This is a genomic window from Streptomyces glaucescens, assembly GCF_002154375.1.
GTDB classification, from domain to species: Bacteria; Actinomycetota; Actinomycetes; order Streptomycetales; family Streptomycetaceae; genus Streptomyces; species Streptomyces glaucescens.
The window spans coordinates 1-13,819 of record NZ_MUND01000479.1; the positions used below are offsets into that span (position 1 = coordinate 1).

13 protein-coding genes are annotated in these 13,819 nt (G+C 69.3%); 5 read left to right on the forward strand and 8 right to left on the reverse strand.

Annotation, left to right across the window (positions count from 1 at the left end; translation table 11 throughout):
- Positions 1-80: 80 nt before the first annotated feature.
- From CCN42_RS28615 to CCN42_RS28640, 6 genes are all read right to left on the reverse strand, one after another.
- Complete coding sequence (locus tag CCN42_RS28615; RefSeq protein WP_086739941.1) at positions 81-818, reverse strand: TerD family protein; 738 nt, start codon at positions 816-818, stop codon at positions 81-83.
- A 105-nt stretch (positions 819-923) separates the two neighbouring features.
- The gene (locus CCN42_RS28620; protein WP_086739942.1) at positions 924-2,066 is read right to left on the reverse strand and encodes a DUF475 domain-containing protein; all 1,143 of its coding nucleotides are present in this window, start codon (positions 2,064-2,066) and stop codon (positions 924-926) included.
- Between the two features lie 60 nt (positions 2,067-2,126).
- A complete protein-coding gene (locus tag CCN42_RS28625; RefSeq protein ID WP_086168149.1) occupies positions 2,127-2,702 on the reverse strand; it encodes a TerD family protein in 576 nt (191 codons plus the stop codon).
- A 112-nt stretch (positions 2,703-2,814) separates the two neighbouring features.
- Positions 2,815-3,390, reverse strand: coding sequence for a TerD family protein (locus CCN42_RS28630; RefSeq protein WP_086739944.1), 576 nt, complete (start codon positions 3,388-3,390; stop codon positions 2,815-2,817).
- A 114-nt stretch (positions 3,391-3,504) separates the two neighbouring features.
- Complete coding sequence (locus tag CCN42_RS28635) at positions 3,505-3,963, reverse strand: peroxiredoxin (protein ID WP_086168148.1); 459 nt, start codon at positions 3,961-3,963, stop codon at positions 3,505-3,507.
- Positions 3,964-4,083: 120 nt separating this feature from the next.
- Positions 4,084-4,521 (reverse strand): DUF3052 domain-containing protein, encoded by a 438-nt coding sequence (locus CCN42_RS28640; RefSeq protein ID WP_169731541.1) that lies wholly within the window; start codon positions 4,519-4,521, stop codon positions 4,084-4,086.
- A 369-nt stretch (positions 4,522-4,890) separates the two neighbouring features.
- On the opposite strand from CCN42_RS28640, the gene aceE reads away from it, so the two are divergent.
- Complete coding sequence (gene aceE / locus CCN42_RS28645; RefSeq protein WP_086739948.1) at positions 4,891-7,638, forward strand: pyruvate dehydrogenase (acetyl-transferring), homodimeric type; 2,748 nt, start codon at positions 4,891-4,893, stop codon at positions 7,636-7,638.
- A gap of 70 nt (positions 7,639-7,708) precedes the next feature.
- Positions 7,709-8,437 (forward strand): potassium channel family protein, encoded by a 729-nt coding sequence (locus CCN42_RS28650; RefSeq protein ID WP_086739960.1) that lies wholly within the window; start codon positions 7,709-7,711, stop codon positions 8,435-8,437.
- Between the two features lie 171 nt (positions 8,438-8,608).
- Here CCN42_RS28650 and CCN42_RS28655 read toward each other — a convergent pair whose 3' ends face one another.
- On the reverse strand, positions 8,609-8,914 hold the full coding sequence (locus tag CCN42_RS28655; RefSeq protein ID WP_086739950.1) for a small hydrophobic protein: 306 nt from the start codon (positions 8,912-8,914) through the stop codon (positions 8,609-8,611).
- Between the two features lie 282 nt (positions 8,915-9,196).
- Positions 9,197-10,816, reverse strand: coding sequence for an MFS transporter (locus CCN42_RS28660; protein WP_086739952.1), 1,620 nt, complete (start codon positions 10,814-10,816; stop codon positions 9,197-9,199).
- A 114-nt stretch (positions 10,817-10,930) separates the two neighbouring features.
- Here CCN42_RS28660 and CCN42_RS28665 point away from each other — a divergent pair, with 114 nt between their 5' ends.
- The 3 genes from CCN42_RS28665 to CCN42_RS28675 all read left to right on the forward strand — a co-directional run bounded on the left by CCN42_RS28665 (position 10,931) and on the right by CCN42_RS28675 (position 13,805).
- The gene (locus tag CCN42_RS28665; RefSeq protein WP_086739954.1) at positions 10,931-11,572 is read left to right on the forward strand and encodes a TetR family transcriptional regulator; all 642 of its coding nucleotides are present in this window, start codon (positions 10,931-10,933) and stop codon (positions 11,570-11,572) included.
- 100 nt (positions 11,573-11,672) lie between these two features.
- Complete coding sequence (locus CCN42_RS28670; protein WP_086739956.1) at positions 11,673-12,890, forward strand: alpha/beta hydrolase; 1,218 nt, start codon at positions 11,673-11,675, stop codon at positions 12,888-12,890.
- 57 nt (positions 12,891-12,947) lie between these two features.
- Positions 12,948-13,805: a DUF4429 domain-containing protein gene (locus CCN42_RS28675; RefSeq protein WP_086739958.1), complete on the forward strand. Its 858-nt coding sequence runs from the start codon at positions 12,948-12,950 to the stop codon at positions 13,803-13,805.
- Positions 13,806-13,819 lie beyond the last annotated feature (14 nt).

Sequence of the window (13,819 nt, forward strand, 5' to 3'; positions counted from 1 at the left end):
TCCGCCGCGTGGGCGCGAGCAGCCCAGGAGGGCCCGCGGCCGCGAACGGACGGAGGACGCCGGCTCTCACGCGCCCCACCTCACCGCTCCGCCTTGGTCTTGTGCCCTCGCCCCCACTGGAGTCCCCACCCGTACAACCGGTCCAGCTCCGCCTGGAACCCGTACACGAACTTCACCTCGCGCCGGACGATCATCTCCCCCTTCACGTTCTCGATCATCACGACCGCGCAGGACCGGGCTTGCGGGTGCCGCTCGTCGAGATGGATCTCCACCCGGGGCCCGTTGCTCGGATACAGCGTCACCACGGCCTGGGTGCGGTCGAAGGCCGGCGTCTGGTCGTAGATGTAGACGAACACCAGCAGCCGCTTGATCGCCTCCCGGTGGTCGAGATTGACGTAGATCGTCTCTCCGGACCCGGAGCCGAACCGGTCGTCCCCGGTGAGCTTCACGTACGGCGGCGCGTTCACGTCCCCGAAGTAGCCGCCGAGCGGCTGCACCACCCCCTTGGTGCCGTCCTGCAGCTCGTACAGGCACCCCAGGTCGAGGTCGACGTTGACCATGCTCTGGCTGTGCCCGAGCACCTCCGGCGGCTTCAGCGCCTTCAACGGATGGCGCAGCAGGCTCTCCCGCTGCGGGCCCCCGATGTCGGAGCTGCGCATCCGCCAGGCCAGGTTGATCCGCAGATTCCCGGTCGCCGCGCCCTGCTTGGTCAGCGACACCTGACCGTGCCGCTTGGTCAGCTCGATCGCGTTGGTGGCGGCGTTGCCCGAGTCGAACTCGGCCGCCCGTCCACGCCGGAACCCGTCCAGCAAACCCATTCCCGCCCCCTGAAGATCACCGGTCGCACACGACGGCGGGGCGGCCGTGAGGACGTCTGTCCTCGACGACCGCCCCGCTCAGAGCGTTCCTCACCCGTGCGGGCGTCACACCCCCGACGACACCTCGGTCTTGCCCGAGGAGTCAGCTTTTCCCTCGGCCGCCGCCAGCGCCTTGTTGCGGCGGACGGAGGACCAGAAGGAGGCGGCGATCAGGATGACACCGATGGAACCGGTGATGAGCTCGGGGATCTCGTACTGGATGGTGACCAGCAGGATGACCGCGAGGGCGCCGATCGCGTAGTGCGCGCCGTGCTCCAGGTAGACGTACTCGTCCAGAGTGCCCTGGCGGACCAGGTACACGGTGAGCGACCGGACGTACATGGCGCCGATGCCGAGACCGAGGGCCATCAGCACGATGTCGTTGGTGACGGCGAAGGCGCCGATGACACCGTCGAAGGAGAACGACGCGTCCAGGACCTCGAGGTAGAGGAACATGAAGAACGCGGCCTTGCCGGCCAGGACGACCGCCGAGCGGGGCTTGCCGGCCCGTACGGCCTCTTCCTCGGCCTCGTGCTCGCGCTCCTCCTCTTCCTCGAGCTTGTCCTCGAAGTAGCCGGAGAGACCGCCGACGACCAGATAGGTGATGAGACCGGCGACGCCGGAGAGCAGCACCGTCTCCGCCTTGTCCGCGGGCCCGGCGTGCAGGTGGGCGTGGGTGGCGAAGGTCATCGAGGTGATCAGCAGGACGATCAGCGCGATGCAGACCGACAGCATGTCGACCTTGCCGAGCTTGGCCAGCGGGCGCTCCAGCCAGCCCAGCCACTTGATGTCCCGGTCCTCGAAGATGAAGTCGAGGAAGATCATCAGCAGGAACATGCCACCGAAGGCCGCGATCGCCGGGTGGGCGTCGGTGACCAGTTCCTCGTAGCGGTTCTGGTCGGTGAGCGCGAGGTCGACGGCCTCGATCGGCCCGAGCTGGGCGCTGATGGAGACGATCACGACCGGGAAGACCAGCCGCATGCCGAAGACGGCGATGAGGATGCCGATCGTCAAGAAGATCTTCTGCCAGAACGGGCTCATCTTCTTGAGGATTCCGGCGTTGACAACGGCGTTGTCGAAGGACAGCGAGATCTCCAGGACGGAGAGGATCGCCACGACGCCGAAGGCGGTCCACCCCCCGTACAAGACCGCTGCGACGAGGCCGAGCGCGGTGACCGCGAACGACCAGCCGAACGTTTTCAGAACCACTGGCAACCCAATCCCTTGTGTACGGGCTGTACGGGATCCTCCCCCGCGCCGCACCCGGCTTTACGAAACGTTGACTCCGAAGTCTAGAGCGATGCCCCGCAGCCCCGACGCGTACCCCTGACCGACCGCCCGGAACTTCCATTCTCCCTGGTAGCGGTAGACCTCGCCAAAGATCATGGCGGTCTCGGTGGAGGCGTCCTCGCTGAGGTCGTAGCGGGCCAGCTCCACACCGTCCGCCTGGTTGACGACTCGGATGAAGGCGTTGCCGACCTGGCCGAAGGTCTGTCCTCGCTCGTCGGCCATGTGGATCGAGACCGGGAAGACGATCTTGTCGCACTGGGCGGGGACCTTCGACAGGTCGATCAGGAGCGACTCGTCGTCGCCGTCGCCCTCACCGGTGAGGTTGTCACCGGTGTGCTCGACCGAGCCGTCCGGACTCTTGAGCTGGTTGTAGAAGACGAACCACTCGTCGCCCATGACCCGGCCGCCGCTGCACACCAGGGCGCTGGCGTCGAGGTCGAAGGGGGCTCCGGTGGTGGAGCGCGCGTCCCAGCCGAGCCCGATCATCACCTGCGTGAGGTTCGGTGCGGCCTTGGACAGGGAGACATTGCCTCCCTTGGCGAGCGTGACGCCCATGATGCTTGTCCCTCCCCGAGGTGCTGCGCGTTCTCTGGCTGTCCTGCGCGTCCGGCGCCGCACGTAAACCGTGCGACGCCGGACGGAGACCTTCTCAGGACCTTCAGACGGCTCAGACGTTCACGCCGAAGTCCTGCGCGATGCCGCGCAGACCCGAGGCATAGCCCTGGCCGATGGCCCGGAACTTCCACTCCGCGCCGTGCCGGTACAGCTCGCCGAAGACCATGGCGGTCTCGGTGGAGGCGTCCTCGCTGAGGTCGTAGCGGGCGATCTCCGCGCCGCCGGCCTGGTTCACCACGCGGATGTAGGCGTTGCGGACCTGGCCGAAGTTCTGCGAGCGGGACTCCGCGTCGTAGATGGAGACCGGGAAGACGATCTTGTCGATGTCGGCCGGGAGGCCGGCCAGGTTGACGTTGATCTGCTCGTCGTCGCCCTCGCCCTCACCGGTGAGGTTGTCACCGGTGTGCTCCACCGAGCCGTCGGGGCTCTTGAGGTTGTTGAAGAACACGAAGTGGCCGTCGCTGATGACCTTGCCGGCGTTGTTCAGCAGCAGCGCGCTCGCGTCGAGGTCGAAGTCCGTGCCGGTCGTGGTGCGCACGTCCCACCCCAGACCGACGATGACCGCGGTCAGGCCCGGGGCCTCCTTGGTCAGCGAAACGTTGCCGCCCTTGCTGAGGCTGACTCCCACGAGTCCTCCATTGGTGTTTTGGGGCGGGGAGCCCCGTCGTGCGTTGGTAACGGATCGAACGAGTCGATCCTAGTGACGGGTTCCCGGACACCGCAGGCCCTGGGGGCCGAAGAATCAGAGGGTGTCGAGGGCCTTGACGTACTCGTTCAGGTCACGGGCGTCCGGCAGGCCGTTGACGACCGTCCAGCGGACCACGCCCTCCTTGTCGATGACGAAGGTGCCGCGCACCGCGCAGCCCTTGCCCTCGTCGAAGACTCCGTAGGCGCGGCTGACCTCGCCGTGCGGCCAGAAGTCGCTCAGCAGCGGGTACTCCAGGCCCTCCTGCTCGGCGAAGACGCGCAGGGTGTGGATGGAGTCGTTGGACACGGCGAGCACCTGGGTGTCGCGGTCGGAGAACTTCGGCAGGTTGTCGCGCACCTCGCACAGCTCTCCCGTGCAGACACCGGTGAAGGCGAAGGGGTAGAAGAGCAGCACCACGTTCTTGTCGCCGCGGAAGTCCGAGAGCTTCACGGTGCGGCCGTGGTTGTCCAGCAGTTCGAAGTCGGGCGCCTTGTCGCCGACCTGGATCGCCATCGTCGTGTCATCCCTTCGATGAGCCGTTCGGACGATGACACCTTACGCAGCGGCCGGGGAAAGCCGACGGACGGGTCGAGGTGGTTTCGACCCGTCCGTACTCGGCTGTTCAGCGGAAGGTCACCGCTTGGTCTTGGCCGCCTTCGGCGTCGCCAGACGGCTGCCGCTCCAGTCCTTGCCCACGCTGACGCTCTTGGACGCCGTGAGGCCGGCGGTCGTCGCGGCTTCCGAGATGTCGCTCGGCTCCACATACCCCGCACGGCCGGTCTTCGGCGTGAGAAGCAGGATCGCGCCGCCTTCCTCGATGTACGTGGTGGCGTCCACCAGCGCATCCGTCAGGTCGCCGTCTTCGTCACGGAACCAGAGCACAACGGCGTCGGCCACGTCGTCGTATTCCTCGTCCATCAGGTCGCCCTCGATGACTTCCTCGATGGACTCGCGGAGCTCCTGGTCGACGTCGTCGTCGTAGCCGATCTCCTGGACCACCTGCCCGGGCTGGAACCCCAGCCTGGCGGCAGGGTTCGTCCGCTCCTCCGCGTGGTCCGCGGTCGCGCTCACGGGTTGCCTCCTGATCATGTCTTGGGAATGTCTCAGCCACGCGCGTGCGCGAAGCATTGGCCGTAGTCCACACGGGCGGGACGGATCGCGCAAGTACCCGGCGTTTCAGACCGCCGAAACGGTGACGATCCGGGCCGTGTCGCCGCAACTCCAGCCACGCGAATCCAGGCCGAGGTGACACACACCACACCTATCTGCCCTGTTTGTGCGTTTGGGAACCATCCAGGGGTACGAGATTCGAACGTACAGCGGTTACCTCTCGGTACAGGTGACGTTTGCCGCCGTGAGGTACACGATGGGGAACGGCGCAAGCATGCGGAAAACAGCTTCGAACAGCCCCAAACAGCCCTCTGACAGGTAAGGACCAGCGTGGCTTCCGGATCCGATCGCAATCCGATCATCATTGGCGGCCTTCCGAGTCAGGTTCCTGACTTCGACCCCGAGGAGACGCGGGAATGGCTCGACTCCCTCGACGCCGCCATCGACGAGCGGGGCCGTGAGCGCGCCCGCTATCTGATGCTCCGGCTGATCGAGCGGGCCCGCGAGAAGCGCGTGGCCGTGCCGGAGATGCGCAGCACGGACTACGTCAACACCATCGCCACCAAGGACGAGCCGTTCTTCCCGGGCAACGAGGAGATCGAGCGCAGGATCCTCAACGCCACCCGCTGGAACGCCGCCGTGATGGTCTCCCGCGCCCAGCGCCCGGGCATCGGCGTCGGCGGCCACATCGCCACCTTCGCCTCCTCCGCCTCCCTGTACGACGTGGGCTTCAACCACTTCTTCCGGGGCAAGGACGAGGGCGACGGCGGCGACCAGGTCTTCTTCCAGGGACACGCCTCGCCGGGCATCTACGCGCGCGCCTACCTGCTGGACCGGCTGTCCGAGCAGCACCTCGACGGCTTCCGCCAGGAGAAGTCGAAGGCGCCGTACGGGCTGTCCTCCTACCCGCACCCGCGGCTGATGCCGGACTTCTGGGAGTTCCCGACCGTGTCCATGGGCCTCGGCCCGATCGGCGCGATCTACCAGGCGCGGATGAACCGCTACATGCACGCGCGCGACATCGCGGACACCTCCAGGTCGCACGTCTGGGCGTTCCTCGGGGACGGCGAGATGGACGAGCCGGAGTCGCTCGGCCAGCTGACCATCGCCGCCCGGGAGGGCCTGGACAACCTGACCTTCGTCGTCAACTGCAACCTCCAGCGGCTCGACGGCCCGGTGCGCGGCAACGGCAAGGTCATCCAAGAGCTTGAGTCGGTCTTCCGGGGCGCCGGCTGGAACGTGATCAAGCTGATCTGGGACCGGTCGTGGGACCCGCTGCTCGCGCAGGACCGGGACGGCATCCTCGTCAACAGGATGAACACCACGCCGGACGGCCAGTTCCAGACGTACGCCACCGAGTCCGGCGCGTACATCCGCGAGCACTTCTTCGGCGACGACCAGCGGCTGCGCGCGATGGTCGCGAACATGACCGACGACCAGATCCTGCACCTCGGGCGCGGCGGCCACGACCACAAGAAGATCTTCGCGGCGTTCTCGGCGGCCAAGGCGCACAAGGGCCAGCCGACGGTGATCCTGGCCAAGACGATCAAGGGCTGGACGCTGGGCCCGAACTTCGAGGGCCGCAATGCCACCCACCAGATGAAGAAGCTGACGGTCGACGACCTCAAGCGCTTCCGGGACCGGCTGCACCTGCCGATCCCCGACAAGGAGCTGGAGAGCGGTCTCCCGCCGTACTACCACCCCGGACGGGACTCCGAGGAGATCCAGTACATGCACGACCGGCGCCAATCGCTGGGCGGGTACGTGCCGACCCGGGTCGTCCGGTCGAAGCCGCTGGCACTGCCGGGCGACCAGACGTACGCGACCGTGAAGAAAGGCTCCGGTCAGCAGTCCATCGCCACGACCATGGCGTTTGTGCGGCTGCTCAAGGACCTCATGCGGGACAAGGAGATCGGCAAGCGGTTCGTGCTGATCGCACCGGACGAGTACCGCACTTTCGGCATGGACTCGTTCTTCCCGAGTGCGAAGATCTACAACCCGCTGGGCCAGCAGTACGAGGCGGTCGACCGCGATCTGCTGCTCGCCTACAAGGAGTCGCCCACCGGCCAGATGCTGCACGACGGCATCTCGGAGGCCGGCTGCACCGCCTCGCTGGTCGCGGCCGGCTCGGCGTACGCCACCCACGGCGAGCCGCTGATCCCGGTCTACGTCTTCTACTCGATGTTCGGTTTCCAGCGCACCGGCGACCAGTTCTGGCAGATGGCCGACCAGCTGGCGCGCGGCTTCGTCCTGGGCGCGACCGCCGGACGCACCACCCTGACCGGTGAAGGCCTCCAGCACGCGGACGGCCACTCCCAGCTGCTCGCCTCCACCAACCCGGGCTGCGTGGCGTACGACCCCGCCTTCGGGTTCGAGATCGCGCACATCGTCAAGGACGGGCTGCGGCGGATGTACGGCGGCAGCCAGGAGCACCCGCACGGTGAGGACGTCTTCTACTACCTGACCGTCTACAACGAGCCGATCCAGCACCCGGCCGAACCGGACGACGTGGACGTCGAGGGCATCCTCAAGGGCGTCTACCGGTTCAGCGAGGGCACGGCCGGTGAGATCCCGGCGCAGATCATGGCGTCCGGCGTGGCCGTCCCCTGGGCGGTCGAGGCGCAGCGGATGCTCGCCGAGGAGTGGAACGTCCGGGCCGACGTGTGGTCCGCGACCTCCTGGAACGAGCTGCGGCGGGACGCGGTGGCGTGCGAGGAGCACAATCTGCTGCACCCCGAGGAGGAGCAGCGGGTGCCCTACGTGACCCGGAAGCTGTCCGGCGCGCAGGGTCCGTTCGTGGCCGTCTCCGACTGGATGCGGTCGGTTCCCGACCAGATCGCGCGATGGGTGCCCGGGGCGTACCAGTCGCTCGGCGCGGACGGGTTCGGCTTCGCCGACACCCGGGGCGCGGCCCGCCGCTTCTTCCACATCGACGCCCAGTCGATCGTGGTCGCGGTGCTCGCCGAGCTGGCGAAGGCGGGGAAGGTGGACCGGTCGGTGCTGAAGCAGGCCGTGGACCGGTACCAGCTGCTCGACGTCGCGGCGGCGGACCCGGGGGCCGCGGGCGGCGACGCGTAAGGCGGACCTGCCGGTGGGGGCGGCGGACCTGCGGTCCGCCGCCCCCTTCGCGTTTCCTACGATGCCCGGCATGAAGGACGAGTCCGCGCGGGTCCGGTGGGAGCAGCGCACACAGAAACCCCTGATGGGGCTGGCCGTGGCCTTCGCGGTCGCCTACGCCGTGCCGATCGTGCACAGCTCGGCGAGCGAGTCGGTGACGTTCGGCTGCGCGGTCGTCGAGTGGACGGTGTGGGGCGCCTTCGCGGTCGACTACCTGATGCGGCTCGGACTCACCGAGCGGCGCGGGGCGTTCGTACGGCGGCACTGGCTGGACCTGTGCGCGGTGCTGCTGCCGATGATCCAGCCGCTGCGGCTGCTGCGGCTCGTCGCGACGCTGCTGCTCGTCGGGCAGCGGGCACGGATGGCCTCGCAGATCAGGCTGACCACGTATGTCGCCGGGGCCGTGGTGGGGCTGCTGATGTTCGGGTCGCTGGCCGTGCTGTCCGTGGAGCGGGAGGCTCCGGAGGGGAACATCCGCACGCTGGGTGACGCGGTGTGGTGGTCCTTCACGACGATGACGACCGTCGGATACGGCGACCACGCCCCGACGACCGGGGCGGGGCGGCTGCTGGCGGTGGGACTGATGCTGTCCGGGATCGCGCTGCTGGGTCTGGTGACCGCGAACATCGCCGCGTGGTTCATCTCGCGGTTCGAGAGCGATGACGCCGAGGAGCGGCGGCAGACGGAGGCGATCGCCGCGCTGACGGAGGAGGTGCGGGCGCTGCGGGCCGAGGTGGCGGCGCTGCGGGAGCCGCGGTAGGCGGCGCCCTGGCGTGCGCGGCGGGGGGTGCGCGGACCCGGCGTCGCGGGACCGCCGCACCCACCCGTGCCGCCCCTGGGGTCTCCCAGGGACTTGAGGCACTGGGGAAGGAACGACTGCCCGCGGCTCACGGCGGCGGGCAGCGGGTTCTCCCCCGCGCTCTGCCCCGGCTCAGAAGATGCCGGCGCCCGGGGTCGCTCCGGCCAGCAAGCGGAGGGCCAGGAGCGTGTCGATCGCGCCCAGGACCACGGCGACGACGGCCGGGGTCGGGCGGGGGCCCGAGAAGGTGCGGTTCAGAGCCAGCCAGCCGCAGGCGATCGCCGCCGGGCCGAGGATGATGCCCAGAGCGAAGAAGCCCGCGACCGCGCAGATGGCTCCGACGATGCCGAGCGTCGCGCGATCCGGCCCGGTCCGCGACCCCATCCGGCCGCGTGAGCGGGGGTACCTGCGCGTTCCGTGTCCTAAGCCCGCCATCATCAACTCCCTGAACCGTCCGGTTCGTTCGGGTCCGATGAGTCGGGTACCCCCGCTACGCGTCCCAATCCTGTCTGCCGGCGCGCCGCCCCCCTCCAGCGGCGCGCCGCAGCGCAGGGGCGCCCTCCTCGCGGTGCGAACGTGCCAACGGAACATGCCGTTCGGAGGACTGACCCACTGTGACCTGCGGTGCGCTCGGGGCGGGAGAATCTTTAGCGGTGTCACCCTGATAGGGGAAACACCGCCCGGGACGGACGGGACGCCGGCCAGACGTCGGACAGGGCGTCAGATGTGGGCCGCGCCCGCTCCCGCCTCCGCGTTCTCGCCGCGCTTGGTGAGGAACGCGACCAGCACCGCCACGACCGCGACACCCGCGGCGACCAGCGACGCCAGGGACATCCCGGAGAGGAAGGTGTCGTGGGCGACGTCGGTGATCTTCCCGGCGACCTCCTGCGGAGTGCCGGGCGGCACCGGCGCCACGCCGACCTGGACGGCTTCGGAGGCCTGCGCCTGCTGCTCGGGGGTGAGCGGCGGCAGGCCCGCGCCGGCCCAGTTGTCGGCGAGGTCGCTGTCGACCTTGGAGACCATCACGGCACCGAGCACGGCCGTGCCGAGGCTGCCGCCGATCTGCATCGCGGCCTGCTGGAGTCCGCCGGCCACGCCGGACAGCTCCATGGGCGCGTTGCCGACGATGACCTCGGTGGCGCCGACCATGACCGGCGCGAGGCCGAGGCCGAGCAGCGCGAACCACAGGGACATCACACCGCTGCCGGTGTCCGCCGCCAGCGTGGACATGCCGTACATGGCGAGCGCGGTCAGCGCCATGCCGCCGGCCAGCGGCACCCGCGGGCCCAGCTTGGTGATCAGCACGCCCGCGAGCGGGGAGCCGACGATCATCATGCCGGTGAGCGGCAGCAGGTGCAGGCCCGCGTCGATGGGACCCATGCCGTGCACGTTCTGGAGGTAGAACGTCACGAAGAACAGGCCGCCCATGAACGCGATGGCCATGAGGACCATCAGCACCACACCCGCGGAGAGCGGGACCGAGCGGAAGAGGCCCAGCGGGATCAGCGGCTCCGCCACCCGCGTCTCCCAGAAGGCGAACGCGGCGAAGCCGAGCACAGAGGAACCGATGAAGGTCCAGGTCAGGCCGTCGCCCCAGCCCCACTCGGGAGCCTTGATGAGCGCCCACACCAGACAGAACATCGCGGCCGACAGCAGCGCGATGCCCAGGATGTCGAAGGAGCGCGGGGCGTTCTCGGCCCGGTGGTCGAGCAGGATCATCACGCCGAGGACGACGGCGAGGACGCCGACCGGCACGTTGATGAAGAACACCGACTGCCAGTTGACGTGCTCGACGAGCACACCGCCGAGGATCGGGCCGCCCGCGGTGGAGGCGCCGATGACCATGCCCCAGATGCCGATGGCCATGTTCAGCTTCTCGGCCGGGAAGGTGGCCCGCAGCAGGCCGAGCGCGGCCGGCATCAGCAGCGCGCCGAACAGGCCCTGGAGGACGCGGAAGGTGACGACCAGCGCGATGCTGCTGGACATGCCGATGAGGCCGGAGGCGGCGGCGAAGCCGACGACGCCGATGAGGAAGGTCTGCCGGTGGCCGAAGCGGTCACCCAGCTTGCCGGCGGTGATCAGGGCGACCGCGAGGGCGAGGAAGTAGCCGTTGGTGATCCACTGGACGTCGGCGAAGCTCGCCTTCAGGTCTTCCTTGATCGCCGGGTTGGCGATGGCCACGATGGTGCCGTCGAGGGCCACCATCATGACCCCCACGGCGACGGTTATGAGGGTGAACCACGGATGCCCGCGCAGCCCCTTGGCCGGCGCCGAGTTCGACGGGGTTGATGCCGCGTCGTCCCCCGGCCCCGTCTTGTCGATGGTGGTCTGACTAGTCATACGTTCGAGGCTAATGACAGCCGCTGACAGTTGACAAACGATTTCACGTGTCGGTAACTGTCACGTCAACTCGTTAGGGTCTGAACTGGGACAACAGTTCAGAGGAGGGGTGCCATGAACACCGTGACAGCGCCCGGCCTGCGCGAGCGCAAGAAGCAACGCACGCGGGACGCGCTGGTACGGGCCGCCCTCGAACTGTTCACCACCCAGGGGTACGAGCAGACCACCGTCGACGAGATCGCCGCCGCCGTCGACGTCTCCCAGCGCACCTTCTTCCGCTACTTCGCCGGCAAGGAGGACGCCGCCCTCGCCGCCCAGCGCCTCGCGGTGGACCACTTCGTCGCCGCGCTGAGCGCCCGCCCCGCCCAGGAGGCCCCGCTGGAGGCGCTGCGCCGGGCGGTCCAGGACGGCTGGGACACCCTGCACGAGGTCGTCGAGTCCGTCGTGCCGATCGAGCTGTACCTGCGGATGTACCGGGTGATCGAGTCGACGCCGGTGCTGCTCGCCGCCTATCTGCGCAGCGCCACGGAGACCGAGGAGCAGATCGCGCGGCTGATCGCCGAGCGGGAGGGTCTGGACGTGGACACCGATCCGCGGCCGCGGGTGGCGGTGGCCGTGTTCGGCGGAGTGATCCGGGTCACCGAGCGGCTGTGGAGCGCCGGGGACGACTTCAGCGTGGAGGCGCTGCGCGCGCTGACGTCGGCGTACCTCGATCAGGTGGGACCCGCGCTGGCCGCGGAGTGGCGTACGGCGTAGCTCCACGCGCCGGAGCCCGACATGACAGATCATCACTCAAACGTGATGCCTGTCACAGGGTTCACGCGAGACCCTCCCGTTCTCCTAGTGTGTCCTCCCAGTGACTTCCTTCGACACCTCCCCGCACCCCAGCCTCTGGCGCGCCCTGCTCGCGCTGGCAGTGGTGTTCGTCATGCTGGCGACCACCGGCTGGACCGCCCTGAAGGGCCAGCAGGAGACCACCCCGATGCAGGCCTCCCGCGCCGCCTGGGAGAAGGGGAGGATCGACGGACACCCGCTGCCGGACCCCGAGTCCGACCCCGCCCGGCTGACCCGCTTCTTCGCCTCCCTCACCGACGCCCAGCGCGCCCGGCTCGCCCGGCGCTATCCGCTCGCGGTCGGCAACATGAACGGCGCCCCCGTCGACCTGCGCTACCGCGCCAACCGCATCGCCCTCGGCCAGGCCCGCTCGGTGGAGCGGAAACGCATGCACGACACCCGGCTCACCCCGGCCGGGCAGCACGAGGCGGGCCGCCGGATGAACCGCTTCGAAGCGCTGATGCGCGAGGACCGGCACATCCTCGCCTTCGACCCGGAGGGCTCCGGCCGGGTCGCCGAGGTCTTCGGCGACCTCCGCCGGGCCGAGCGGGTCTCCGTCGTCGTCCCCGGCGTCGACACCCACCTGCTCACCTTCCAGCGCACGTACCGCAAGTACTCCGCTCCGGTCGGCATGGCGAAGTCCCTGTACGCCGCCGAGCGCGCCGCGAGCCCGACGACCCGCACGGCGGTGATCGCCTGGGCCGACTACACCACCCCCAGCGGCATCGGCATGGACGCGGCCACCGCGCGCCGCGCCGTGGACGGCGCCGCCCGGCTGACCGCCCTGGTGCGGGCCCTGCCCGGTGACACGCCGGTCTCCCTGTTCTGCCACAGCTACGGCTCCGTGGTGTGCGGCGTCGCCGCGCACGCGCTGCCGGACCGGGTCACCGACATAGCGGTGGCGGGCAGCCCCGGCATGCGGGTCGCCAAGGCCGCCCACCTCGGCACCTCCGCGCATGTGTGGGCGATGCGGGACGCCGACGACTGGATCCAGGACGTGCCGTACCTGGACTTCGGCGGCCTCGGCCACGGCGCGGACCCGATGTCCGCCTCCTTCGGCGCCCGCCTGCTGTCGGCGCGGGACGCCGAGGGGCACGCCGGATACTTCGAACCCGGCACGGACAGCCTCGCCAACCTCGCCGAGATCGGGGTTGGCGCGTACCGCTCGGTGGACTGCGCCGACGATACGGGCATGTGCCGGGCGGGTTTGTCCGGTGCGATGGCGGCCGGACGCGCGTAGAGGCGGAGAAACCACGGTTTGCGCAGGGAGGGGACGAAAGAGCGCGTGCCGCATACGATGAGCCGCATGGGTGACGTACTGGCCGGATTTCATGCCGCCTGGGAGTTCGAGTCCGACTCCGTGCTCATCCGCTACGAACGGGGGATTCGAACACCCAAGCTGTTCCAGGCGCTCGGTGAGCGCAGGGTGCCGCTGACGGCGTTGCAAGGGGTTTCGCTGAGCCCTGGCCGGCGCGGGACCGTCGTCCTGCGGGCGGAGGTGCGGCCAGGGGCCGATCCGCTCCTGGAGGCGGCGGACGGGCAACTCAAGGAGCACGGCGATCCGTACCGGCTGGTGCTGCCGGCCGAGAAGGAGACGCTCGCCGAGTACTACGCCGACGAGCTGCGGGCGCTGCTGACCGAGTCGGGGCCCGCCGACCGGTTCCTGGTCGCCGGGCCGGCCGGGCCGCTGTCCTTCAAGGCGTACGACGGGAAGGCGTCCTTCGACGGGACGACCGTGCGGTTCCGGTGGTTCTGGACCGGGGCGTCGTCGGCGAAGTGGAAGGCCGGGGACCAGAGTTTCCCCGTCGCCGAGCTGGGGGGCGTCGAGTGGCGGTCGCCGGAGCTGTTCGAGGGGTATCTGCGGCTGCTGCGGCGGGACGGGGCCGATCAGCCCGCGCAGGCCGACCAGGATCCCGCGGCGGTGGTGTTCGGGCTGGGGTACGGGCCCGTGCACGAGTCGCTGCCGTTCGCGGCGGCCGTGCTGGACGCAGTGCGGGCGCGGGGGCCGATGGCCGCGGTGACCGCGGCGCACCGGCGCCGCGACCCCGCGGACATCGCCGAGCGGATCCGGCATCTCGGGGAGCTGCATCAGGCCGGACTGGTCACCGATGAGGAGTTCTCCGTGAAGAAGGCCGAATTGCTCGCGGAGCTCTAGGTCGTGTCCGCAAA